The organism is Mesorhizobium sp. M0030, from assembly GCF_040323695.1.
Taxonomy (GTDB): Bacteria; Pseudomonadota; Alphaproteobacteria; order Rhizobiales; family Rhizobiaceae; genus Mesorhizobium.
Genome location: NZ_JAMYVE010000014.1, coordinates 83192 through 106156 on the forward strand (window position 1 = coordinate 83192; position 22965 = coordinate 106156).

Below are 22965 nucleotides of genomic sequence, written 5' to 3' on the forward strand. Positions count from 1 at the left end.
TCTTTTTGGAGCCGAGCCGAGAAGGGGCCTCTGCAATGACATTGCTTGTAGTGTCGTCCGAAGGGAGTCGCCGCACTTCACGCAGGACCCCACCCGGCCCTTCGGGCCACCCTCCCCTCGAGGGGGAGGGAAACGCAGGCGCTAATTCGCCCGCTCTTTCGCCTTCAGCTCCAGCCTCCGCGCGTGCAGCACCGGCTCCGTATAGCCGTTCGGCTGTTCGCGGCCTCTAAACACCAGGTCGCAGGCGGCCTGGAAGGCGATGGAATTGTCGAAATCGGTGGCCATCGGGCGGTAGAGCGGGTCGCCGACATTTTGGAGGTCGACGATCGCTGCCATGCGCCGCAGCGAATCCATCACCTGGATCTGCGAGCACACCTTGTGGTGCAGCCAGTTGGCGATGTGCTGCGAGGAGATGCGCAGCGTGGCGCGGTCTTCCATCAGGCCGACATCGTTGATGTCGGGCACTTTCGAGCAGCCGACGCCCTGGTCGATCCAGCGCACGACATAGCCCAGAATGCCTTGCGCATTGTTGTCGAGCTCGCGCTGGATCTCGTCGGGGGTCCAGTTCGGCCGCACCGCCACCGGCACCGACAATATATCATCGAGCTTCGCCTTCGGCCGGCTCTTGAGCGCCGCCTGGACGGCATGGACATCGACCTTGTGATAGTGCGTGGCGTGCAACGTCGCCGCCGTCGGCGACGGCACCCAGGCGGTGCTGGCGCCGGCCTTGGGATGCGCGATCTTCTGTTCCAGCATCGCCGCCATCAGATCGGGCATCGCCCACATGCCCTTGCCGATCTGGGCATGGCCGGCCAGCCCGCATTCGAGCCCGGCGTCGACATTCCACGCCTCATAGGCGGAAATCCAGGCGGCCTGCTTCATGTCGCCCTTGCGGATCATCGGGCCGGCTTCCATCGAGGTGTGGATCTCGTCGCCGGTGCGGTCGAGGAAGCCGGTGTTGATGAACACGACGCGTTCCCTGGCGGCGCGGATCGCCTCCTTGAGGTTGACGGTGGTGCGCCGCTCCTCGTCCATGATGCCCATCTTGATAGTGTTTTTGGCCATACCGAGCAGCGCTTCGACGCGGTCGAAAATCTCGACTGCGAAGGCGACTTCCTCCGGCCCATGCATCTTCGGCTTCACCACATACATCGAGCCCGCGCGGGAATTCATCCGGCGCCCGTTGGCGCCGACATCGTGCAGCGCGATCAGCGCCGTCATCGCCGCATCCAAGATGCCTTCCGGCACCTCGTTGCCATCGCGGTCGAGGATGGCCGGATTGGTCATGAGGTGACCGACGTTTCGCACCAGCATCAGCGAGCGGCCAGGCAAGCTCAGCGCGCCACCACTGGGCGCGGTCCAGGCGCGGTCCGGATTGAGTTTGCGCGTGAAGGTTTTGCCGCCCTTGCTGATTTCCTCCGCCAGATCGCCCTTCATCAAGCCGAGCCAGTTGCGGTAGACGATAACCTTGTCCTCGGCATCCACCGCCGCGACCGAATCCTCGCAGTCCTGGATGGTGGTCAGCGCCGATTCCAGGATCACGTCGGCAATGCCGGCCGGGTCGGTGCGGCCGATCTGGTTGGTGCGGTCGATGAGGATCTCGATGTGCAGGCCGTTCTGGACCAGCAGGATGGCTTCCGGGTTGGCGCCGTCGCCGCGATAGCCGGCAAATTGTTTCGGGTTGGCCAGCGTGGTGCCGCCGGCGCCGGCGCCGAGCCGCAAGGTGCCACCCGAAGCCGTCAGCCCGTTCACGCCGGCCCATTTGCCCGAGGTGAGCGGCACGGACTCGTCCAGAAAACTCTTCGCCCAGGCAACCACCTTGGCGCCGCGCACGGGGTTGAAGCTTTTACCCTTCTCGGCGCCACCGGTCTCGGCAATGGCGTCGGTGCCGTAGAGCGCATCGTAGAGCGAACCCCAGCGGGCATTGGCGGCGTTGATCGCATAACGCGCATTCATCACCGGCACCACCAGCTGCGGCCCGGCAACGGTGGCGATCTCGGGGTCGACATTGTCGGTCGACACGGAAAAGGCCGGCCCTTCAGGCACGAGATAGCCGATCTCACGCAAGAAGCTTTTGTAGGCCTCCATATCGATGGGCGCGCCATTGGCGCGGTGCCAGGCGTCGATCTGTTCCTGCATGGCGTCGCGTTTGGCCAACAACGCCCGGTTCTTCGGCGCGAGATCATGGACGATGGCCGAAAAGCCGTTCCAGAAGGCGTCGGCGGCAATGCCGGTACCCGGCAGCGCTTCGCCGACAAAGTCATGCAGTTCGCGGGCAATCCGCAATCCGGCGATCTCGACGCGATCGGTCATCAGGGCTTCTCCAGATGAAAGGCTTTGCGGCCTTTGGCATGTCGGGGGTGAGGGGTCAATTCAGCTTAGGGTGAAGGCGGGGATTTTGAAGCTGCTGATCTCCCCCCTCGTGGGGAGATTACCCTAAACCGCGATCCTCGGCCGACCCGATGCAACCGCCACCACATGCGCTTCGATAAACATCCGTTGGGCCTCAACTGTAGACACCTTGAACTCGGTCGAAACGTCGATCTCAGCATTATCCGTGCCGGCATCCTTCGCGCGCGCGGCTACGATCGCCCGCACATCAGCCTCCGCTGCCGCGATCGCCTCGGCCTCGTCCGTGAAGTCGCGCACCGTTTGCCCCGACGCCAAACGAAACAAACCTTCCTTAGGCTGGCTGACGCGGGCTTCGGCGGAGACGCGGACCTGGCCGACGACGGCGCCGAGTGCGTTGGCGACGTCGGTATCCTCCGGCACCACGCACTCATTACCGACCAGCTCGGCCAAGCCGGCATAGTGCAGCGGCGCCGAGGCGCCGAGGCCGATGACCGGACGATCGAGCGCGACGCTGAGCCTTGCGATGCCGGGATGGGAATCGACGGCGCGCTGCACCAGCGCATGTGCGACGGTGGCGGCGCCATCCAGCCCGTCTTCGGCAAAGGCTGTCTCCAGAATGTATTCGGCCGACCAGCGCGTGAGCGTCAGCAGCACGCGTTCGGAAATCACCTCCGGAGACGGCGCGATGTACTGGCCTCGCCCATCACGCTTGCGGGCAAACAGTTCGGCGCCGAGCCGGGCCGCAAGCGGGTCCCAGTTGGCCTGCTTACCGAGCACATGGGCGGCGTCCGAGGGGGTGAAGCCCGAGATATGCACAAGACCGCGCGAGACCAGCCGGTTCAGCGTGGCGTTCTGGGCGTTCGAGGTGAGCAGCCTGTCGATGGCGAGCGGCACGGCACCAATCATTTCATACAGTTTCGCCTCGGGCGCGGTCAGGCCGGCGGCGAGCCTGTCCGGCACGCCGGTGCGCAGCGCGAAGCGGCCATCCATGCGGCCGGGGTTTGGCGCCCGCAGCTGCCGCTCGAGTTCCGAGGTCACGGCCTCGCGATGCATAAGGCCGGCCAGCGCCAGCGGCACCAGGCGACGCGGCCCGAGCAGGATCTTCGGGTTGAGCGCGCCATCTTCCAGCGCCACTTCGGAATCGCCGCCGAGGCCGAAGGTGCGCATGGCGACCGCCTCGACCATGGTGCGGAAGCCGCCGACAGTGGCGCCTTCGGGATCGAGCCGAGGACGGCCGCCGTCGAGCACGGCGACATCGGTGGTGGTGCCGCCAATGTCGGACACCATGGCGTTGTCCAGGCCCGTCATGTGGCGGGCGCCGACCAGGCTGGCGGCCGGGCCGGAGAGGATGGTCTCGATTGGCCGCTGGCGGGCAAACGCCGCCGAAACCAGCGCGCCATCGCCGCGCACCACCATCAGGGGGGCTACGATGTTGCGGGCTTCCAAAAATCCTTCGGTTGCCGCCACCAGCCGGTCGATCATCGAGATCAGCCTGGCGTTGAGCAAGGTGGTGAGTGCGCGGCGCGGACCGCCGAGCTTGGCCGACAATTCATGGCTGGCGGTCACCGGCAGGCCGGTCTTTTCGCGGATGAGGTCGCGCGCGGCGAGTTCATGCGCCGGGTTGCGGGTGGCGAAATAGGCGCACACGGCAAAGCCCGACACCGAGGCGCCGAGTTCAGGGATCGCCGCTTCCAGACCCGACAGATCGAGCTTGGCCGCATTGCCGTGCACGTCGTGGCCGCCCGGACAAAACACCACCGGATCGGTGCCGAGCGCGGTCTTCAGCCCGTCGCGGGCAAGGTCGCCTTCGGAAAAGCCGATCATGATGAGCGCCACACGCCCACCCTGGCCCTCGACCAGCGCATTGGTGGCGAGCGTCGTCGACATCGACACGAGTTTGATGGCGGCCGGATCAGTGGCCGATTTTTCCAGCACCGCATCGACCGCGCCGGAAATGCCTACGGCAAGATCGTGCCGCGTCGTCAGCGCCTTGGCCTTGGCCAGCACCTTGCCTTTTGGCCCGCCTTGTTCCGACCACAGCACGGCATCGGTATAGGTGCCACCGGTGTCGATACCGAGGAACAGGGGTTTTGGCTTGGCGGTCATTTCTGGCGGTCCGGAATTCTGCTTCCCCCCGCCCTTAGCCGATACGGCCCGGCGGATAAAGGCGGGAGGGGTGGGCCAGTTTGACCCTCGTCGCCGCTCATGCCCCCCAAACTTTGTAACGGTCACATTTTTTCATTGGTGCGTGGCCTGCCTTTGCGTGCACCATGCGCCGATCTCATCCCTTTCAGGACTTCGCCATGACCACGCTTCCCGGCATCGCCGACATCCATGCCGCCGCCGCGCGGCTCTCCGGCCTGATCGCCGAAACGACCCTGATCGAATCGCTGGAACTCAACAAACGCTTCGGCGGCCGCATCCTGTTCAAGCCGGAGACGCTGCAGCGCACCGGCTCGTTCAAATTCCGCGGCGCCTACAACAAACTGTCTTCGCTGAGCGAAGAAGAGCGCAGCCGCGGCGTCGTCGCCTTCTCCTCAGGCAACCATGCTCAGGGCGTCGCCGCGGCGGCTGCCATGTTCGGCGTCAAGGCGGTCATTGCCATGCCGGCCGACGCGCCGGCGATGAAGATCGCCAATGTTCGCAAGATGGGCGCAGAAGTGGTGCCGTTCGACCGCTTTCGCGACGACCGCATGACGGTGGTGCGACCCTACATGGACAAGGGCATGGTGCTGGTGCCTCCTTTCGACGATCCGGCCATCATCGCCGGCCAGGGCACGATCGGTCTCGAACTGATGCGCCAGGCAAAAGCGCTCGGCGTCAGCCTCGATGCGGTCGTCATTCCCTGTGGAGGCGGCGGCCTGACGAGCGGCATTTCGATCGCCGTCAAGGATGCCTCGCCGGCCACAGCAGTCTGGGCCGTTGAGCCCGAGCATTTCGACGACACCCGCCGCTCGCTGATCGAAGGAAAAAGGGTTTCCAACGAGCCCGGCCACAGTTCGATCTGCGATGCCATCCTCACCGCAGAGCCCGGTGCCATCACCTTCGAGATCAACCGCAAGAACCTCGCCGGCGCCATCGCCGTCTCCGACAAGGCGGCCGCACAGGCGGTGCGCGACGCCATGGCCCATCTCAAGCTGGTGGTCGAACCCGGCGGCTGCGTGGCGCTGGCGGCGCTCTCGTCAGGCGAGATCGAACTGTCGGGCAAATGCGTCGCCGTCGTGCTGTCAGGCGGCAATGTCGATTTCACCACCTATGCCGAGATCATGGCCGCGGCCTGAGAACCGATATGGCAGACGCTGAGATAAGGGCGGCTCTCGATCGCCATTGGGCTGCCTCCGATGCCAATGATCTCGAGACGGAGCATCAGATCTATCGCGAGGACGCGGTGCTCGATTATCCGCAATCAGGCGAGCGCATCAGCGGACGGCACAACATCCAGTCGTCGCGCGCCACGCAGCCCAACCGGAAGCGCTTTGCCGTGCGGCGGATCACCGGGTCAGGCGACCTCTGGATCACCGAATATGTCCTGACCTATGACGGGATTCCGTCCTATACGGTGAGCATCATGGAGTTCGTCGATGGCAAAGTGGTTCGCGAGACCCAGTATTTCGGCGATCCGTTCGAGCCGGGGCAGTCGCGCGCGCAATGGGTCGAACGGATACCTTGAAACACGGCGGCGGTAGCATGACCGGCCACCATCCGCTCGATCGTGCCGAACTGCCTGATGATACGGCCGATCTCGCCCGCTATCTCATCGGCAAGCTCGTGGTGCGGGAGCTGCCGGAAGGCATCGTCGGCGGCCGTATCGTCGAGACCGAGGCCTATGTCACCGGCGACGCCGCCGGTCACGGCTATCGCGGGATGACGCCGCGCAACCGTTCGATGTTTCTTGAGGCCGGGCACGCCTATGTCTATCTCGCCTATGGCGTCTCCTGGATGCTCAATGTTTCGAGCGAGGGGCCAGGGACCGGCACCGGTGTGCTGATCCGGGCGCTGGAGCCGCTCGAAGGCATTGCCATCATGCGGCAGAACCGGGGCGTCGAACGCCTGCGCGACGTGGCGCGCGGGCCGGGACGGCTCGCACAGGCATTGCGGATCGACCGTTCGCTGGACGGCCTCGATCTGTGCCGCCAAGGCCCGCTATGGCTGGCAGCCGATGAGCACGAGCCCGGCGACATCGGCCAAGGCATCCGCATCGGCATCACGAAGGATGCGGATCGCCCGCTGCGGTTCTATGTCAGGGGCAGTCCGTTCGTCAGCGGTCCGCGATCGCTCAATTCCTGAACGCTCAGTCGAGCGTGCGCCTGAACCGCACCAATGCGACGCCGGCAAACAAGGCCACGAACCCGACCAGCCAGGCGATCTCGCCCGCAACCGCCGGCAGTTCGGCGCCCTTCAGCATCACCGCGCGGGTGATGCGCAGAAAATGCGTCAGCGGAAAAATCTCGCCGAAGGTCTGCGCCCAGCCCGGCATGCCGCGATAGGGGAACATGAAGCCGGACAGCAGGATCGACGGCAGGAAAAAGAAGAAGGTCAGCTGCAGCGCCTGCATCTGCGTGCGGGCGATGGTCGAGATGGTGTAGCCAAGCAGCACCAGCGCCAGCACGAACACCAATACGGCTGTAAGCAGCAGCGACATGGAACCGGTGAAGGGGATGGCGAACAAGAGCTTCGACGCCGCCAGCACCACCACCACCTGGACGCCACCGACCACAAGATAGGGCAGCACCTTGCCCAGCATGATCTCGAACGGGCTGGACGGCATGGCGAGCAGGTTTTCCATCGTGCCGCGCTCGGTCTCGCGGGTCAGCGCGATCGAGGTCATCATCACCAGGGTCATCTGCAGGATGACGCCGAGCAGGCCGGGCACGATGTTGTATTGCGAGATGCCTTCCGGATTGTAGCGCTGGTGCACCACCACATCGAGCTGGCCCCTGGCGGCCTCACTCGCCGCCTCCTGCATGCCTTGCGCCCGAAGCAGCGCCTGGCTGGCCACTTTGCTTAGCGTCGAGATGGCGCCGCTGGCGGCGGCCGGGTCGGTGGCGTCGGCCTCGATGAGTATCTGCGGATTGTCGCCGCGCTCCACCCGGCGGCCGAAATCGGCCGGGATGGTGACGACGAAGGCGACATCGCCGCGCGCCATCAGGAATTCGGCAGCCTCGGCACTTTGCGCAACATGGTCGAAGCGGTAGTAGCCGGTCGTCTGCAGGGCCGCGACAATGGCGCGGGTGTAGGGGTCATTGCTGGTCGCCACCAGTGCGGCAGGCAGGCTTTTGGGATCGTTGTTGATGGCGTAGCCGAACAGCACCAGCTGCAAAAGCGGCACGCCCAGCATCATGGCGAAGGTGATGCGGTCGCGCCGCATCTGGATGAATTCCTTGATCAGCAGCGCACCGAGCCTGGCGAAGGAGAAGACGCTGTTCATGCCATATTGTCCTTCGAGCCGGACATGAACTGGATGAAGACGTCCTCGAGGCTGGTCTCGCCGGGTTTTACGCTGACGCCCTTGTGCTCCTTCTCGACATCGGCGAGCGCCTTTTCGAGCTTTGCCTTGTCGGAGCCGACGACATGCAGCGTCGCGCCGAACGGCGCCACCTGGTCGACGCCGGGCCGGTCCCTGAGTGCATCGGCGACCTGGTCGAGGCGCGGTCCCTGCAGCACGAAGGTGGTCAGACCGGCATTCGTCACCACCTCGTCCACCGTGCCGGTGGCCAGCATCTTGCCGTAGGAGATGTAGCTGATGCGGTGGCAGCGCTCGGCTTCGTCCATGTAGTGGGTGGACACCAGCACGGTCAGACCGCCGCTCGCCAGCCGGTGGATCTCGTCCCAGAATTCGCGCCGCGCCTTCGGATCGACGCCGGCGGTCGGCTCGTCGAGCAGCAGCAGCTTCGGCTTGTGCATGATGCAGGCGGCCAGTGCCAGCCGCTGCTTCCAGCCGCCCGACAACGTGCCGGCGAGCTGGTTGCGGCGGCTCGTCAGGCCAAGCTCTTCCAGCGTTTTCGACACATGCTCCTCGACCGGTTTCAGCCGGTAGAGCCGCGCCACGAATTCGAGATTCTCGCCGATCGTCAAATCCTCGTAGAACGAGAATTTCTGCGTCATGTAGCCGACTTCGCGCTTGATGCGGAGCGACTCGGTGCGGATGTTGAAACCCAGCACCGTACCTTCGCCCTCGTCGGGCGTCAGCAGGCCGCACATGATGCGGATGGTCGTCGTCTTGCCGGACCCGTTGGGCCCGAGAAAGCCGACGATCTCGCCCTCGGCGACCGTCATCGTCACATGGTCGACGACAGTCTTGTCGCCGAAACGCTTGACCAGGCCATGAACGTCGATGGCGTTCATTTTGAGGCCGCCAGCTCGACATCGACGATCTGTCCCGGCTGCAGCGCTTGCGCCTTGCCCTCAGGCCGCGCCTCGACGAGGTAGACCAGCTTCTGCCGGTTCTCGAGCGAGTAGATCACCGGCGGGGTGAATTCCGGGTCGGGCGAGACATAGCTGACGCGCGCCTTCACCTCCGGCCCGCAGCCGTCGCAATGCACGACAAGCAGCGTGCCGACCTTGATCGACGAGAACGCACTTTCCGGGACATAGACGCTGAGCTTCACCGCACCGTCCGGCAACATCGAAATGACAGGCGCGGTCGGACCAGCGGTGTCGCCGGGATTGCGGATGACGTCATTGATGCGGCCGGGCGAGGGTGCCGCCAGCACGCGCTTCGATAGCCGCCACTCAGCCTGTTCCAACGCCGACTGCGCCTGTTTGACCTGATTGTCTGCCGCCTTGATCGTTTCGGGACGCGCAGGCAGACCGCCGACGGCGAGGTTGGCCTGCGCCTGGCCGACCTGCGCATTGGCGGTCTCCAGCGTCGCGGCGGCGGTGTCGTAGTCGGCCTGCGTGCCGGCACCGCGCTTGAACAGGTCGGCGGCGCGGTCGTATTTGCGCTTGGCATCCGTGGCCTGGGCCTTGGCCATGTCGACCTCGGCCTTCAGCACCGCGATCTCCTCCGGCCGCTTGCCGATCTGCAGGTCGGCCAGCTGCGCCTGCGCCTGGGCGAGCGCGGCCCCTGCCTGGGCGACGGCGATTTTTGCGTCGGCGCTTTCGAGAGTCACCACCGGCGTGCCTGATACAACACGGTCGCCGCGCTTGACCGCGACGGTCTCGACCTGCGCCACCTCGATCGGAGCCAGCAAGACATAGTCGCCCTCGACATAGCCGACGGCAAGCGGCGCTGCCGGCGCGCAGGCGCCGAACAGCTTGGCCGCGAGAGGCAGGGAACAGAGAAAACTCATCGCTTGCCCTCCTTGCGGGCGACCGGATTGCGGGCCGCCAGTATGGCGCCAAGATTGCCTGTCACCGCCGCCACCACCTTGGCGGCCTCGGTGTTGCCGATCTCGCGCCAGCCCATACGACGCATCACTGCTTCGCGACCGATGCGGAAATAGATGACCTGGCCGATCAGCGTGAAGACCACGAGCTTGGTGGCCTCGCTTTCGGCCGGCTCGCCCGTCGCCTGTTCCCAGATCTGGCAGAGGCGGCGATGGGTCGGTTCGAACACCCCGTCATAGATGCGGTCGAGTGCGGCGGTCGGATGCGTCAATTCCCTAAGTACAAATTGTACGATATCGCCAGCTTCCGGTCTGGCTACGATAAACGCCACCATCGCTTCCAGCGCGGCGAACAATTGTGCCCTCGCCGCCTCCGGGCCGGCTTGACCCGGCAATTGCGTGCCGCCGAGCGCCTGGCCGGCAACCGACTGGATGGTTTCGACGATGTGGTCGGCGGCGGCCGCGCGCAACCCTTCCTTGCCGCCGAAGTGATAGGCGATCGAGCCGATGTTGGCCTTGGCCTCGGCGGCGATCTCACGCGTCGACGTGCCGTCGAACCCTTGCCGTCCGAACAGCTTGAGCGCCGAAAGCACGAGTGCGGCGCGCGTCTGCTCTGCGGGGGATGTCTCCTGGCGGGGCGTTTTATCGGCTACGGTTTTGATCATGCTGGGCACTTAATCAATCGATTGATTAAAGTCAAATTGATTATCCGCGGCGGCTTGCCATGTCGGGCCGCAGACGCTTTAGTGGGCGGCCATGGGCAAGGAAGTCGAACGCAAGTTCCTGGTCTCCAGCGCCGAATGGCTGGAAATGGCCGAGGCGAATATACGCATTCGCCAGTTCTATCTTGCCGCAACACCCGGCCGCACCGTGCGCGTGCGCATCAGCGACGGCAGTTCGGCGAAGCTGACGCTTAAATTCGGCAGCAAGATCCGCGAGCGTGACGAATACGAATATGAAATTCCACTGGCGGACGCAGAGGAGATGCTGGCCTTCGCCATCGGACATGTCATCGAGAAGACACGCCACCATGTTAGGCATCGCGGCTATCTCTACGAAGTCGATGTTTTCGGCGGGATTCTAGCCGGCCTTGTGGTGGCCGAACTGGAGACGCCGGAGGATGTACCTGACGAAATGCTGCCTGATTGGCTCGGCCGCGAAGTGACCGGCGAGCAGAGATTTTACAACGCGTCGCTCGCCCTAGAGCCGGATGATTTTAGGTCGGGTCGACCTAAAATCGGAATCCGGCTCTAAATCAAAAGAGATGGAGCATGATGTCGTCCGAAAACCGCTTCACACTTTTCGGCATCATGCTCTAGGGGGATTCCGGAGATCGCCGCATGAGCTTTCGCATCGATCCGCGCCTGCCGCTGACCGGCGAGGTCAGGCGTATCCTTGGCGAGGAGATCGGCAAGGCGCTTGCCCATCTGGCCGTCGCGCGCGACCAGCCGGAGCAGGCATTGCACAAATGCCGCAAGCGGCTGAAGAGCGCGCGCGCCTTGCTGCGGCTGGTCCGTTCCGGAAATGAAACATTCTGTCGGACTGAGAACCAATGCTACCGTCAGGTGGCGGCGCTGCTTGCCGGGCCGCGCGAGGCGACCGCGCTGGTCGAGACCGTCGACCGGCTGGCAGCCGCCTTTCCCGAGCAGGTTGCCGGCGGCGGCCTCGACAGCGTGCGCGACCGGCTTATCGCCCGCCAGCATGAAATCCATGCCGGGGCTGGTCTCGACGCCGCCATAGGCGCGGCCACGGCCGCCTGCGAGGAAGGCCTGATCCGGATCGAGCGGCTGCTGCTCCCCGATCTGCCTGAGCATGCAGCCGATGTGCTTGCGGAAGGCGCTCGCAAGACCTTGCGCCGGGCCAGGAAGGCGCTGGACAAGGCCGGATCCCACGGAGGAGCCGAGGATTTCCACGATCTGCGTAAGGCGGCCAAGACCCACTCGATGCATCTTTCGCTGCTCGGCCGGCTGTGGCCGACGCCGATCAAGGTGCGGCGCAAGGCGGTCGACGAACTGGGTGAAAAGCTCGGCGAACTGCACGATGTCTTCGTCATGCGCGCCCTGCTCGAAGCCGACGGCGAGCCGGCCGGCGATGCGCAGGACACAAGGCTTCTTGGCAAGCTTTTGAAGCGCTCGGAAAAAAGCCTGAAGAAGAGCTGCCTCGCCGGAGCGGCCGAGCTGTTCGGCGACAGCCCCAAGCGCTCGACAAAGAAACTCGCGCGCAATGCGCGCGACGACCTCGCCGGCCCGGTATTGTCGAAAGAGGTCCCGGTCGGTTGATCATGGCCGAGGACGTCACCTCGTGCTAGTCACACTTTACCATGACCGCGCCGCGCGACACGCTTCTCGACCGACTTGGCCGCTGGCTTGCCGGCCGGCTGCAGGACGAATCCTCGGGCTATGAGCCCTACACGCCGTCCGACGCCGAGACGTTGCGGCGCACGCTCGAACCCGGCGACATCCTGCTCATCGAAGGCAACCAGAAGATCTCCGCGGCCATCAAATACCTGACACAGTCGACCTGGTCGCATGCGGCCTTCTATATCGGCGATGCGTTGTCCGAACCGGAGGACGGATCGGAACGGCGTCGGCTGATCGAAGTCACGCTCGGCGAAGGCTGTGTCGCCGTGCCGCTGTCGCGCTACCGCACCTACAACACCCGTATCTGCCGGGCGAGCGGGCTGGCGCCGGAAGACCGCGACCATGTCGTCGCCTTCATGATCGGCAAGCTCGGCCTGAAATACGATCTCAAGAACATCTTCGACATGCTGCGCTTTTTCCTGCCGACGCCACCGGTGCCGGTGCGCTGGCGCCGCCGCATGCTGGCTTTCGGTTCCGGCGATCCGACGCGCGCCATTTGCTCGACGCTGATCGCCGAAGCCTATGGTGAGATCCGCTACCCGATCCTGCCCGAGATCACCCGCGCGCCCGGCCGCGCCTCGGCGCAGTCGAACTATTCGCGCCGCGAAATCCTGCACATCCGCCACCACTCGCTCTACACGCCGCGCGACTTCGACCTGTCGCCCTTCTTCCGCATCGTGAAACCGACGCTGGAATTTGGGTTCGACTACCGGGCGGTGACCTGGGAGGACAAGGCAGGCACCGACGCCGCAGCCGCGAAGGCTGGCGCAATCGCCTCAGACACGTGATGGCTTCGGCCTGAGTCATGAGGTTCAGGCGTCTCACATGGCGGCCTGCATCACGCCGAAACCGCAATAGCGCCCTGGTTTTCGGCCCTGTGTTCGACCCAGACATGGACCGGTTCGTCCCGGCCGCGGATGCTAACCGGTCCATGATCGCGCGCATTCAACCGTGTCGTTGGCGATTCCGCCTTCGCGGCCTCAATCAGTCGTGACCCAAAGCAAATATTCGCCTGAAGTTCCCGGCAGAGCGCCTGCAAACGGCTGGCGACGTTGACGGTGTCGCCCACCACCGCGAAGGACAGGTTGCGCTCGCTGCCGACCGCGCCGAGGACGACGGCGCCATATTGTGCACCGATCCGAACGTCCAGCGGCGGATATCCCCTGGACACACGCTGGACATTCCAGTCTTCGATAGCGGCGATCATCGCTTCAGCGCACCGGATGGCCCGGTTGCGTCGTCATGGCTGGCTTGCGGAACCCCGAAGGTCGCCATGATGCAATCGCCGATATAGTTGTCGACGGTGCCATGGTGGTCGAAAACGACCTGCTCCATGCGACGGTGGAACTGACGCAGTAGTTCGAACACTGCTTCGGCCGGATGATCCTCGGAATAGTGTGTGAAGCCGACGATGTCGGCGAACAGCACCGCGATATCCTGCCGGCGGACCGGACCGAAGGGCTCGTCATCCGAGGCGAGCTGGTCGACGACATTGGGCGAAAAATGCCGGGCGAGATTGGCGCGGGCGCGCTCCGCCTTGACATAGTCTTCCGACAGATGCCGGGAACGGGAGACGACCAGCGCCATGATCGCGCCGATAATCAGGACAACCAACACATTGGTCGCCTGCGCGAACGTATCGACGAAATTGGGGTTGAGATAGAGATTCAGTCGCTCTGTCATCGGCAGCGAATAGAGGTTCGTTGCCGGAATGACGGTTCCCGCATGAAAAACCACCCATCCCACCCCGATCGTCCACGTCAAGGCCGCGAGCGCGCCGAGATAGAGCGCCAATCGCGTCGAAAGGGTCAGCGCGCCAAGGCATACGAAAATCAGCAGGAATTTGAAGCTGCCCTCGCGCAGTTGCATCGCAGCCGGCGCGACCTCGCGGGAAAACGGGTTGGGCGTTACCAGCAGAACGGTCAACAGAATGATGTCCAGCGTACCGACGAGGTAACCGATCCACCATGGCGCGTTGCGACGGCGCGCAAAGCGAAACTGGATCAGGCCGACCAGCTGGAACAGCGCTAGGCCCGCCAGCACGAAGAGCAGCGAGGCATCCCAGCGGCTGATCAAGGAAAAGAAGCAGGAGATCACGGCGAGCGATGCCGTGCGCGCCCAGAACTGCAATGCAGCACCCTGGCGTTCTGCGCGCTCCCGCAAATTTTTCAGGCGCGAATAGCGGCGAAGTTCAAGTGTTGGCGCGGTCGGCATAGGATCACTTCGATTTTGCGGGGACGGTCACGCATTCGGCAAACCCGCCCCGTACAGTCTGGCAAATCAGCGCGCGAACTCTATCATGGTTTCGTTTTTGAAACGCGGCTGGCGCGTCAAGCCGGCAACGGGCGGCGTCCCTTTGCCGGAGCGGTGGGCCGGTCGGACGCACCGGCATCCCTGGGGTGCGGGCCGATCGGCATGATCGCCGGAAACGGGGTTGCGCCAAAAGCAAATGTCCATTTGTAGCCGGTCAGCCCGTCTTCCGGCGTCGTGTGCTGGTCGTGATGGGCGAGCAGTTTGGCGCGCTCGGCCAGTTCCTCCGCCTCGCGCTTCACCATCTCCGCCGTCTCCGGCCGCATCCGCCTGGAGAAAGAGACGAAGGTCGCTTCCCGCTCCAGATGGGTGATCGCCCAGCCGATGAAATTCTTGTTTGTCATCTCGAATAGCGGCCTGAGCGGCCCTTCGAAATTCCACTGGATCGGTGTGTCGACCAGCAGCCGTGCCGACAACCCGCTGCCCAGCGCAATGAGGCCGAGCGCTTCGAGATCGCGCAGATAGAGGAACATCGACGCTTCGCTTAAGCCTTGCGAGCGCATGACGCCCTCGGGCGTGAATTTCTCCGACAGCATGACGAAGATGAACAGCAACGCCGGCCGGCCGGCAAGCTTGCGCTCGACCTCTGGCGCGATGCGGTTGACCGGTCCCGGCCCCCGGTTCATCGACCCCAGCACGTTTTCCAGCTCGACGCCGGCGGCAGCGCAGATCCCGACGAGACGGTCGAGCTTGCAGTTGCGCTCGTGGAAGATGCGCTTCACCGTCGGCTCGGAAACGCCCATCCGCCCGGCTAGCTCACGATAGGTGACGCCCTTGGCCTTCAGCGTCCGCTTTAGCGCCTCGAAGATCAGGCCGTTCATGGGATGCACCTCTTTTGCGCCATTTCGTATCGGTTTCCGATACTAGCTCGAATCGCCCTTCCGGAAAAGTATCGAAACTCCTAGCTCTCCGCCATCCACCACAGGAGACCTGGCCATGAAAACCCTCATCCCCTCCATTTGTCTCGCCGCCTTCATCGCGCTTGTGCCTGCGGCCGAGGCCGCCGAACTCTGGCGCGCCTCGGGCTTCGAGCAACCCGAATCGGCGCTGTTCGATGCCGCCAACAATCGCATCATCGTCTCCAACATCGTCGGCAATCCCGGGGAGGCCGACGGCAACGGCTATCTCTCGGTGCTGTCGCTGGACGGCAAGGTCGTTAGCCGGCACTGGACCGCCGGCATGGATGCACCGAAGGGCTCGGCGATCTCTGGCGGCAAGCTCTACGTCGCCGACATCACCAAGGTGCGCATCGTCGATCTCGCCAGCGGCAAGCTGGTCTCGACCATCGATGTGCCCGGTGCCGTCTTCCTCAACGACGTCACATCGGACTCATCGGGCAAGGTCTATGTCACCGACATGCTGGCCGATGCGATCTACCGCATCGACGGCAACAAGCCGGACCTGTTCGTGAAGGATGCGAAGCTCGCCGCGCCCAACGGCATCTTTGCCGATGGCGACCGGCTGATCGTGGCCTCGTGGGGCAAGGGTATCAAGCCGGACTTCAGCACTGCCGCGCCCGGAGGCCTGCTGTCGGTCGATCTCGCGACGAAAGCCGTGACGCCGCTGCCTGGCGCACAAAACTTTGCCGACCTTGATGGCGTCGTCGCCATCGGCGACAGGATCTACGCCACCGCCTTCATGACCGGCACGCTCTATCGGTACAAAGTCGGCGAGGCGCCGGAGGCTGTAGAGCAGTTCAAGCCGGGCAGCGCCGACATCGGCACAGATGGCACGCGGATTTTCGTGCCGCTGATGAACGAAGGTGAGATCGCGGTGCTGAGCCTGGACTGACGGCGCACACTTGCCGGCTCAGCCAGCGGGCGCGGCTTTGAGTTGCGCCCGCGCATCCTTGATCGAAGCGGCAAAGGTCACCAGCGGCCGCTTGACGCCGTGGTTGATCAGCATGCGCCGCGTCTGCGGCGAGGCGCCGGCGATGATGAAACGCACGCCGGCACGTTTCGCCTTGTACGCCGCGCCCTCGATGACATTGGCCGCGGTGGAATCGAAGAACGGCACCGCCGAACAATCGAGGATGAAGTTCTTGCGCTGGTCGGCGATGCGGTCGAGCACCGTGCCGACAGTCGAGGCGGCGCCGAAGAAGAAGGCGCCGGAGATGCGATAGACGACGGTGTCGGCGTCGCTTGCCTCGCTTGCATCGTAGGCGCGGCCGCTGCTGTCGGCGACATCGTCCTGCACCAGCGGCAAATCCGCCTCCACGGCGATCGACTTGGCCATACGATCAATGAACAGGATCGAGCCTAGTGCGAAGCCGACGACGATGCCTTCGGTGAGGTCGCGGAAGACGACGATCAGGAAGGTTGCCATCAGCACCAGGGCGTCGCCGCGCGAAGCGCGCAGCAATGTGGCGAAGGCCTGCTTCTCGAACATGTTCCAGCAGACAACCGCCAGCACCCCGGCAAGGGCGGCAAGCGGGATGTAGCTCGCCATTGGTGCGGCCACCAGCATGAAGACCAGCAGAAAAAGCGAATGCAGCATGCCGGAAACCGGCCCATGCGCGCCGGCCCGCACATTGGTGGCGGTGCGGGCGATGGTGCCGGTGGTGCAGATGCCGCCGAACAGGGCAGACGCGATGTTGGCAAAGCCTTGCGCCACCAGTTCGCAATTGGAACGGTGACGCCGCCCGGTCATGCCATCGGCGACCACGGCCGAGAGCAGCGATTCGATGGCACCGAGCAGCGCAAAAGCCACCGAATCCGGCAGCACCGCAATCGCCTTGTCGAGGTTGAGTCCCGGCAGTGCCGGCAACGGCAGGCTGCGCGGAATGCCGCCATAGCGCGTGCCGATCGTTTCCGCCGGCAGCGAAAGCAGCGCCACGACAAGGGAGGCCAGTCCGACGGCGATCAGCATGCCCGGCCAGCCGGGCCGCCAGCGCTTCACCCCCACGATGGTGGCGATGGTCAGCGCCGCCACCAGCGTTGCCGAGATATTGAGCGTGCCGGCCGCGTGGCCGATCGCCATCAGCTTCGGCAGCAGCGGCCCGGGCTCCGGCCCGGCAAGCCTCAGCCCGAACAGTTCGACGATCTGGCCGGAGAAGATGATGACTGCGATGCCGGCGGTGAAGCCGACCGTCACCGGGTAAGGGATGAATTTGATATAGGTTCCGAGCCGGAGATAGCCGATGGCGAGCAGGAAGATGCCGGCCATCATCGTCGCCAGCAGCAGTCCGTCGACGCCTTCGCGCTGCACCGTCGCCGCTACCAGCACGATGAAGGCGCCGGCCGGGCCGCCGATCTGGAAGCGGCTGCCGCCGAGCGCCGAGACGATGAAGCCGCCGACAATGGCCGTGAACAGGCCGCGCTCCGGCGTCACGCCCGAAGCAATCGCAATCGCCATCGACAGCGGCAACGCGACAATAGCGACGGTCAGCCCGGCCATGAAGTCGGCCTTGAACTGCGGCAGGCGGTAACCTTCGCGCCAGACCGTCACCAGCTTGGGCGTGAACAGCTCTGAAAATGTCGGCTTTGCCGACTTCTGGGCCGGTTGATGCACTGCCCGCCGGATCTGATCCATGGACTGCCTTCCGCTTGCGTGAAGGCGGCGGGATCGTCGGCAGGACTGTCGGCGGTCGCCGTCGCGACTATATGCCGGCTCAGCCTTGCGGGTTCGGCGGCGCGACCGGCTTGAGGCGCACGCCCCGGCCGCCGCGCTCGCTGGTCTGGTTCTCGCCGATGAGCTCCACCCCGGCCTCGTCGAGAGCCTGGATAACCTTCATCAGCGTATCGACCACACCCCTGACCACGCCGTCACTCGCTTCCATGCGCTGGATTGTCGGAAGCGAAACGCCGGCACGCTCGGCGAGCGTCTTCTGATCGATGCCGGCCAGCGCCCTCGCGGCGCGCATCTGCGCGGCAGTGATCATCGGTCGGAACCCCCGTCTGAGTCTGCGGAGACGACGTGTAATACAATCATAGTGATGTTTCAACCATCATAAAGCATACATGAAACATGATCTCTCCACAAAGCCGGATGGCGGGATACGGGATGAGCATGCTACGCTACCGCCTTGGCTCTTACTGGCGGGGAAATATCAGTTGAAGATTTTCAGGACCTTGACGACTTCGGCAGCCTTGCTGTCGGCGGTTTTTCTGCTGGCAGGCTGCGGACACGGGCTGATCAACCGGCTGATTTGAATGTCGCTCCGGATCGTCAGTCTTCGGGCTCGTTGCCATCGGCCACCGCCTTGTTCCGCTGCAGCATTCGCGCCGCCAGCCAGCACAGCGTCGCCCAGGTGAAGCCGGCGCACCATCCCGCCAGCACGTCGGAAGGCCAGTGGACGCCGAGATAGACGCGGCTGACGCCGACCAGCAGCGTTATCAGCACCGCCAGGCTGAGGACATAGATTTTCGTCGTTCGTCCCGGCAGGAAGCGCGCTGCCAGCGAGCCCAGCGTGAGATAGGTCACCGCCGACAGCATGGCGTGGCCGCTGGGAAACGACAGCGACGTCTCGTTGGCCAGGTGCGAGACAAGATCGGGGCGCGGCCGGTCGATGCCGGCCTTGAGCAAGGTCGACAGCAGCTGCCCGCCGGCCACCGCGACAAAGATCAGCAGCGCCGTCCTCGGCCTGCGGATCAGCAGGAGGTAGACGATCACCGCCGTTACGATCAGCACCAGCACGCTGGAGCTGCCGAGGCTGGTGATGTCGCGCATCGCGCCTTCCAGCCATGCCGGGCCGACGGGAACATCCGGCTGACCCACTTTTCGGAAAGCGAGCAGGATCTCAGTATCGAAAGCGTGCGGCGTGGTGGCCCGCGCCACCTCCATCAGTTCCTCGAAGCCCCACAGCCCGGCGGCTATCACCAGCCCGGCCAGCAGCACCGGAAATTCAAGCCAGTTGGTGAACGCACGCGGGGTCTTCATCGGATTACAGTCGCCCCTGCAGGTAAGGCCCGAGCGAGATCAGCACCACCGCCGCGATGGCCAGCACGATGCCGGTCGCCTGCAAGGCATTGACGCGTTCGCCGAAGAACACCAGCGCCACCACATTGACCGCCACCAGTTGGATCACCGCCGACAGGCTGAACGAGACCGACATGCCGAACTCACGAACCAGCCGCAGCATCATCAGATTGCCCGCCGTATAGAGCGCCAGTGTCAGCACGATCTTGCCAAGGCTTGGCGCCAGCCCCCATTGCTTGGCCGCGATGGCCGCCAGCAGGAAGATCACCGTCGAAATGACGAGCTGCGCCAGTCCCCAGAAACTCACTTTTGTGCCTCGCTGTCCTTTGTGGCAGCTCTTGTTTCGCAAGCGTGGCGGCACGTCAAGCAGACTGCGGCGGAACAGGCCCGACGATGACGAGAGGTGGCTGAATGAATGGCAGCACGATCGCGGTCTGATTGCAACGCTCGGGCCGGATTAACGCAAACCCAGGCAGCTGCCCACCCAAGCCCCGGAAAAGAATGGACATTTAAACATGGCGCCCTACCTCTTCTGGAGGAGAGTGCCATGCCAAAGTCCGTCTATGACCGTGGCCTGCTGAAACCCGACGACATCGCCAGGCTGCAACGCGTGTTCGACGAAGCCTGCCGCAGGCGCGACGTGCATCCCGATTCCGCGGATGCGCGGGAGATCGCGCTGAACCTGCTTGCGCTGCACAATGCCGGCATGGTCGAGGAAGATATGCTTATGGAAACCGTGGGTTTTCGCCGGTTGGAGCCGAAATCAGCCTGAGGCCTGCAAGGCGGCCTGGAGCAATTCCAGAAAAGTGTGAAGCGGTTTCCGTCCGAAATTGCGTAAAAAACAAAGGCCTCTAGCCGGCGCGCTGCACGACGGCCACATTCATCTCTGCCCGCAGCCTGAAGCCGATGGATTCGTACAACCCAACCGCGTTGGCATTGCTGGCATAGGAATGCAGGTAGGGAACTTCGCCGCGCGCAAAAATTCGGTTGGCCACGAACACCGACAGCAGCCGGCCGAGGCCGCTGCCGCGAAATTCGGGATGCGAGCAGACGCCGCTGAGTTCGCTGTAGCCGGGCTGCTTCATGCGCTCGCCGGCCATTGCCGCCAGCCGGCCGTCGATCTTCACGCCCCAGAACTCGCCGAGGCTCAGCGCCTTGAGCGTGAACGGGCCGGGCTTGGTCAGTGACGCCAAAGCAAGCATCTCGGCCGCGTCGTCCTGCGTCAGCTGCTGTACACGCTCGTCCGACACGGAAGGCAATGGCGCCTCGGCAACCATCTGAACGCCGAAGGCGGTCACGGTCGCGGTCAGTTCCGGCGGCAAGGCAATGGGGTCCGCCTGGAGCATGAACACGCTCTCACCTGCAGGAATGAGGCTTGCGAGCGCCTGCAGGCTCTCAGCGTCGTCTGCCCCGGAAGCCGCGAAGGGGACGATCGAGGAGGGATAGCGCCTGGCGAGCCTGTCGCCATACGCAAAGATCCGATGCCGCGTGTCGAGCGCGCTCCAGACCGGACGATCGAGGACATGGCTCATGGCGCGACATCCTGTTTCACACGACGGTCGAGCGGGGCCGCCGCCAGGCCGTCCTCCATTGCCGAGAGTTGTTCGAGAAGCGGCCCTGCAAGGCCTTTGCACAAGTCGGCAACGGCGTTCTCGATGCGCGGCCAAACGTCTCGCTTCGCCTTATCGACCAGGCGCTGGCCGTTCGCGGTCAGCGAGATCATCCTGCGGCGCTGGTCGTCGTTCGATGGCGCGGCCTCGACCAGCCCCAACTCGGCCAGCAGCGCCACGCTGCGCGTCACCCCCGGCTGGGTGATCCCCAGTGACTGCGCCAGCTCGCCGACAGGCAGCGGCCCGAGCCGGTCGAGCGCGGCCAGCAGAGGATACTGGCTGGACTGCACCGGCACCTCCAGCCCATCGAGCATGCGCTGCGTATCGGCCTGCAACTGCTCGCCGATACGCTTCAGCCTGCTGCCGAGGGTGAGGTAGCCAAGGGATCGAATGATGTCTTCCATGGGTGATCCGCATGCTGGATAAGTATAACATGTTATATAATGATGCAATGAACGAGTTCAAGCGCCTGCTTTGGAGGTTGGTCGCAAGCATCTCAACTTCGTCGTCCTTGGGCGAAGCAGGAGCGAAGCTCCGTCGCGGAAACCCAGGGATCATGCCTTGGCCGTGGAAGCAGCGGAGCAGAACCTGCAACGCAGCGTAGCTCAGAAGTCACGGCATGGATCCTCGGGTCTGCGCCGCGTCGCTACGCTCCTTGCTTCGCCCGTGGATGACGACGGGATGGCGTTTCGCCCAATCGCCAGGATATTCGATCCCGTCTTGCAGATGCGTTGAACCACCTAGTCCGCGCCACAGCAGCAGCCCGAAGTGCGGTGGTTCTCCGTCCAGAGGCGCTCGTCTACAACCCCTTGGCGATCTGACCGGCAATCGCTTCGGCCTGCAGGCCGGCGCTGTGAAAATAGCTGGTCAGGCTTGGCCGCATGCCGATGAACCACAGGCCGGGCTGGCCGCTCGGGGTGCCGCCATTGGCCTTCGGCACGCCCTTGGCGTCGAGCACGCCGAGATCGCCCAGCATGGCCTCCAGGCCGGTGCGATAGCCGGTTGCCGCGATCACCACATCCGGCTCGAGCACCGTGCCGTCGTTCAGCCGCACGCCGGCGCCTTCGAAAGCCGCCACCGGCGCCACCACCGAAATCCGTCCGGCCTTCAGCGCGGCGACGGCGCCGTCGTCAACGGCAATAGCGATCTGCTCGACGCCGAGCCGGCTGGCGCCGCCCTTCGGCGCTGGCGGCAGGCCGAAGCGGGTGAGGTCGCCGAACACCAGCCGCTGCGTCGCGGCAATCGCGGCATCGGCAATCCACGTCGGCAGCATCGCCATGAAACCGCCGAAGCGCGCCACGGCGACCTTGCCGATCCGCTTGGGCATCAGCGATGGACCTTGCCTGGCCGACAGCCACACGGCTTTCGCGTCGGCGCGGGCGAGGTGGTTGAGGACGTCGAAGCCGGAATTTCCGGCCCCGACTATCAGCACTTTTTTGCCCGCATAGTCGTCCGCCGTGCCGAAGTCGGCGGCGTGGATCAGTTTGCCCGAAAAGGAGGCCTTGCCCGGCCAGTCCGGCGTCCATGGCAAGCGGTCGCGGCCGGTAGCGATGATGACATTGCGGGTGCTCAGCACTCCTTGGCCGGTATGAACAAGCCAGCCATTGCCGCTGCGCTCGATCCGATCGACGGCGGTGCCGAATTCGATGACGATGCCGCGGGTGCGGGCAAAGTCCTGGAGATAGCCGACGATGGCATCCTTCTTCGGAAAGGCGGCGGTGCGTGGCGGATAGGCAAGGCCGGGCAGGGTCGATAGCGCGCGATGCGTGTTGAGGGTCAGCTTCTCGTGCCGCCGTCGCCACGGTTCGGCGATCCGCGGCTCCTTTTCAAGCACGACGACCCACACGCCGCGCCGGCCAAGCGCGTCGGCGGCCGCCAGCCCCGCCGATCCGGCGCCGATGACGATAACCGTATCGTCGAGTCCTTTCGGCCCCGGGACGATAGGCATCGTTTCGCTTGTCGTAGCCACCATTCGGTCGAGATTCCCTTTCAGGTGCGCCATGGGGACCCGTCCTATATGGCACGTCCCATATGGCACAGGGGCGATATGATCGATAATGAGGTCGCGTCAATGCGACTGATTCGAGG

Annotated in this window: 25 protein-coding genes; 9 read left to right on the forward strand and 16 right to left on the reverse strand. The window is 64.4% G+C overall.

The window, feature by feature from the left end; all coding sequences use genetic code 11:
* Window positions 1-141 precede the first annotated feature (141 nt).
* Window positions 142-2313 (reverse strand): malate synthase G, encoded by a 2172-nt coding sequence (locus NKJ80_RS25045; RefSeq protein WP_352498498.1) that lies wholly within the window; start codon window positions 2311-2313, stop codon window positions 142-144.
* A 123-nt stretch (window positions 2314-2436) separates the two neighbouring features.
* Complete coding sequence (locus NKJ80_RS25050) at window positions 2437-4458, reverse strand: hydantoinase/oxoprolinase N-terminal domain-containing protein (RefSeq protein WP_352498499.1); 2022 nt, start codon at window positions 4456-4458, stop codon at window positions 2437-2439.
* A gap of 197 nt (window positions 4459-4655) precedes the next feature.
* Here NKJ80_RS25050 and NKJ80_RS25055 point away from each other — a divergent pair, with 197 nt between their 5' ends.
* Genes NKJ80_RS25055 through NKJ80_RS25065 form a run of 3 tightly spaced genes read left to right on the forward strand, consistent with a single transcriptional unit; the run spans window position 4656 to window position 6639 of the window.
* A complete protein-coding gene (locus NKJ80_RS25055) occupies window positions 4656-5633 on the forward strand; it encodes a threonine ammonia-lyase (protein ID WP_023673293.1) in 978 nt (325 codons plus the stop codon).
* 8 nt (window positions 5634-5641) lie between these two features.
* Entirely contained in the window at window positions 5642-6022 is a 381-nt protein-coding gene (locus tag NKJ80_RS25060) for a nuclear transport factor 2 family protein (protein ID WP_023681284.1), read from the forward strand.
* A gap of 17 nt (window positions 6023-6039) precedes the next feature.
* Window positions 6040-6639 carry a DNA-3-methyladenine glycosylase gene (locus tag NKJ80_RS25065; RefSeq protein ID WP_023692979.1) on the forward strand — a complete coding sequence of 200 codons (600 nt, stop codon included), beginning with the start codon at window positions 6040-6042 and terminating at the stop codon, window positions 6637-6639.
* A gap of 4 nt (window positions 6640-6643) precedes the next feature.
* Here NKJ80_RS25065 and NKJ80_RS25070 read toward each other — a convergent pair whose 3' ends face one another.
* From NKJ80_RS25070 to NKJ80_RS25085, 4 genes are read right to left on the reverse strand one after another with little or no spacing between them, the layout of a single operon-like run.
* On the reverse strand, window positions 6644-7780 hold the full coding sequence (locus NKJ80_RS25070) for an ABC transporter permease (protein WP_023681282.1): 1137 nt from the start codon (window positions 7778-7780) through the stop codon (window positions 6644-6646).
* Entirely contained in the window at window positions 7777-8697 is a 921-nt protein-coding gene (locus NKJ80_RS25075) for an ABC transporter ATP-binding protein (protein WP_023673289.1), read from the reverse strand. Before NKJ80_RS25075 ends, NKJ80_RS25070 begins: the two co-directional genes overlap by 4 nt.
* Window positions 8694-9644, reverse strand: a complete 951-nt coding sequence (locus NKJ80_RS25080) for an HlyD family secretion protein (RefSeq protein ID WP_023828853.1) — start codon at window positions 9642-9644, stop codon at window positions 8694-8696. The genes NKJ80_RS25075 and NKJ80_RS25080 overlap by 4 nt, the downstream gene beginning before the upstream one ends.
* Window positions 9641-10345: a CerR family C-terminal domain-containing protein gene (locus tag NKJ80_RS25085; protein WP_023728788.1), complete on the reverse strand. Its 705-nt coding sequence runs from the start codon at window positions 10343-10345 to the stop codon at window positions 9641-9643. Before NKJ80_RS25085 ends, NKJ80_RS25080 begins: the two co-directional genes overlap by 4 nt.
* Before the next feature lie 91 nt (window positions 10346-10436).
* Here NKJ80_RS25085 and NKJ80_RS25090 point away from each other — a divergent pair, with 91 nt between their 5' ends.
* The 3 genes from NKJ80_RS25090 (at window position 10437) to NKJ80_RS25100 (ending at window position 12828) form a co-directional block, all read left to right on the forward strand.
* On the forward strand, window positions 10437-10934 hold the full coding sequence (locus NKJ80_RS25090) for a CYTH domain-containing protein (RefSeq protein WP_023728787.1): 498 nt from the start codon (window positions 10437-10439) through the stop codon (window positions 10932-10934).
* A gap of 86 nt (window positions 10935-11020) precedes the next feature.
* Window positions 11021-11959: a CHAD domain-containing protein gene (locus NKJ80_RS25095; protein ID WP_352498500.1), complete on the forward strand. Its 939-nt coding sequence runs from the start codon at window positions 11021-11023 to the stop codon at window positions 11957-11959.
* Between the two features lie 41 nt (window positions 11960-12000).
* Window positions 12001-12828 (forward strand): C40 family peptidase, encoded by an 828-nt coding sequence (locus tag NKJ80_RS25100; RefSeq protein ID WP_023687509.1) that lies wholly within the window; start codon window positions 12001-12003, stop codon window positions 12826-12828.
* A gap of 50 nt (window positions 12829-12878) precedes the next feature.
* On the opposite strand, the gene NKJ80_RS25105 is transcribed toward NKJ80_RS25100, so the two are convergent.
* From NKJ80_RS25105 to NKJ80_RS25115, 3 genes are all read right to left on the reverse strand, one after another.
* Window positions 12879-13247 (reverse strand): adenylate/guanylate cyclase domain-containing protein, encoded by a 369-nt coding sequence (locus tag NKJ80_RS25105; protein ID WP_352498501.1) that lies wholly within the window; start codon window positions 13245-13247, stop codon window positions 12879-12881.
* Window positions 13244-14254, reverse strand: a complete 1011-nt coding sequence (locus NKJ80_RS25110) for an adenylate/guanylate cyclase domain-containing protein (protein WP_352498502.1) — start codon at window positions 14252-14254, stop codon at window positions 13244-13246. Before NKJ80_RS25110 ends, NKJ80_RS25105 begins: the two co-directional genes overlap by 4 nt.
* Before the next feature lie 116 nt (window positions 14255-14370).
* Window positions 14371-15171 (reverse strand): helix-turn-helix domain-containing protein, encoded by an 801-nt coding sequence (locus tag NKJ80_RS25115; RefSeq protein WP_023739823.1) that lies wholly within the window; start codon window positions 15169-15171, stop codon window positions 14371-14373.
* Between the two features lie 115 nt (window positions 15172-15286).
* Between NKJ80_RS25115 and NKJ80_RS25120 the strand changes: the two genes are divergently transcribed.
* Window positions 15287-16141 (forward strand): NHL repeat-containing protein, encoded by an 855-nt coding sequence (locus tag NKJ80_RS25120; protein WP_352498503.1) that lies wholly within the window; start codon window positions 15287-15289, stop codon window positions 16139-16141.
* Window positions 16142-16159: 18 nt separating this feature from the next.
* Here NKJ80_RS25120 and NKJ80_RS25125 read toward each other — a convergent pair whose 3' ends face one another.
* Together NKJ80_RS25125 and NKJ80_RS25130 are read right to left on the reverse strand one after the other, a co-directional pair.
* Window positions 16160-17881, reverse strand: coding sequence for a SulP family inorganic anion transporter (locus tag NKJ80_RS25125; RefSeq protein WP_352498504.1), 1722 nt, complete (start codon window positions 17879-17881; stop codon window positions 16160-16162).
* A gap of 79 nt (window positions 17882-17960) precedes the next feature.
* Window positions 17961-18230, reverse strand: coding sequence for a helix-turn-helix domain-containing protein (locus NKJ80_RS25130; protein WP_023673276.1), 270 nt, complete (start codon window positions 18228-18230; stop codon window positions 17961-17963).
* A gap of 79 nt (window positions 18231-18309) precedes the next feature.
* Between NKJ80_RS25130 and NKJ80_RS25135 the strand changes: the two genes are divergently transcribed.
* On the forward strand, window positions 18310-18501 hold the full coding sequence (locus tag NKJ80_RS25135; protein ID WP_155923589.1) for a hypothetical protein: 192 nt from the start codon (window positions 18310-18312) through the stop codon (window positions 18499-18501).
* A 16-nt stretch (window positions 18502-18517) separates the two neighbouring features.
* Here the strand turns inward: NKJ80_RS25135 and NKJ80_RS25140 are convergent, their stop codons facing one another.
* Together NKJ80_RS25140 and NKJ80_RS25145 are read right to left on the reverse strand one after the other, a co-directional pair.
* The gene (locus NKJ80_RS25140; RefSeq protein WP_023692974.1) at window positions 18518-19228 is read right to left on the reverse strand and encodes a phosphatase PAP2 family protein; all 711 of its coding nucleotides are present in this window, start codon (window positions 19226-19228) and stop codon (window positions 18518-18520) included.
* Window positions 19229-19232: 4 nt separating this feature from the next.
* The gene (locus tag NKJ80_RS25145) at window positions 19233-19574 is read right to left on the reverse strand and encodes a hypothetical protein (protein WP_023681268.1); all 342 of its coding nucleotides are present in this window, start codon (window positions 19572-19574) and stop codon (window positions 19233-19235) included.
* Between the two features lie 240 nt (window positions 19575-19814).
* Here NKJ80_RS25145 and NKJ80_RS25150 point away from each other — a divergent pair, with 240 nt between their 5' ends.
* On the forward strand, window positions 19815-20039 hold the full coding sequence (locus NKJ80_RS25150) for a hypothetical protein (RefSeq protein WP_023687518.1): 225 nt from the start codon (window positions 19815-19817) through the stop codon (window positions 20037-20039).
* 79 nt (window positions 20040-20118) lie between these two features.
* Here the strand turns inward: NKJ80_RS25150 and NKJ80_RS25155 are convergent, their stop codons facing one another.
* The 3 genes from NKJ80_RS25155 to NKJ80_RS25165 all read right to left on the reverse strand — a co-directional run bounded on the left by NKJ80_RS25155 (window position 20119) and on the right by NKJ80_RS25165 (window position 22825).
* A complete protein-coding gene (locus NKJ80_RS25155) occupies window positions 20119-20799 on the reverse strand; it encodes a GNAT family N-acetyltransferase (RefSeq protein WP_352498505.1) in 681 nt (226 codons plus the stop codon).
* Window positions 20796-21281, reverse strand: a complete 486-nt coding sequence (locus tag NKJ80_RS25160) for a MarR family winged helix-turn-helix transcriptional regulator (RefSeq protein WP_023687520.1) — start codon at window positions 21279-21281, stop codon at window positions 20796-20798. The genes NKJ80_RS25155 and NKJ80_RS25160 overlap by 4 nt, the downstream gene beginning before the upstream one ends.
* 395 nt (window positions 21282-21676) lie before the next feature.
* On the reverse strand, window positions 21677-22825 hold the full coding sequence (locus NKJ80_RS25165; RefSeq protein ID WP_352498506.1) for a flavin-containing monooxygenase: 1149 nt from the start codon (window positions 22823-22825) through the stop codon (window positions 21677-21679).
* Window positions 22826-22965: the final 140 nt, after the last annotated feature.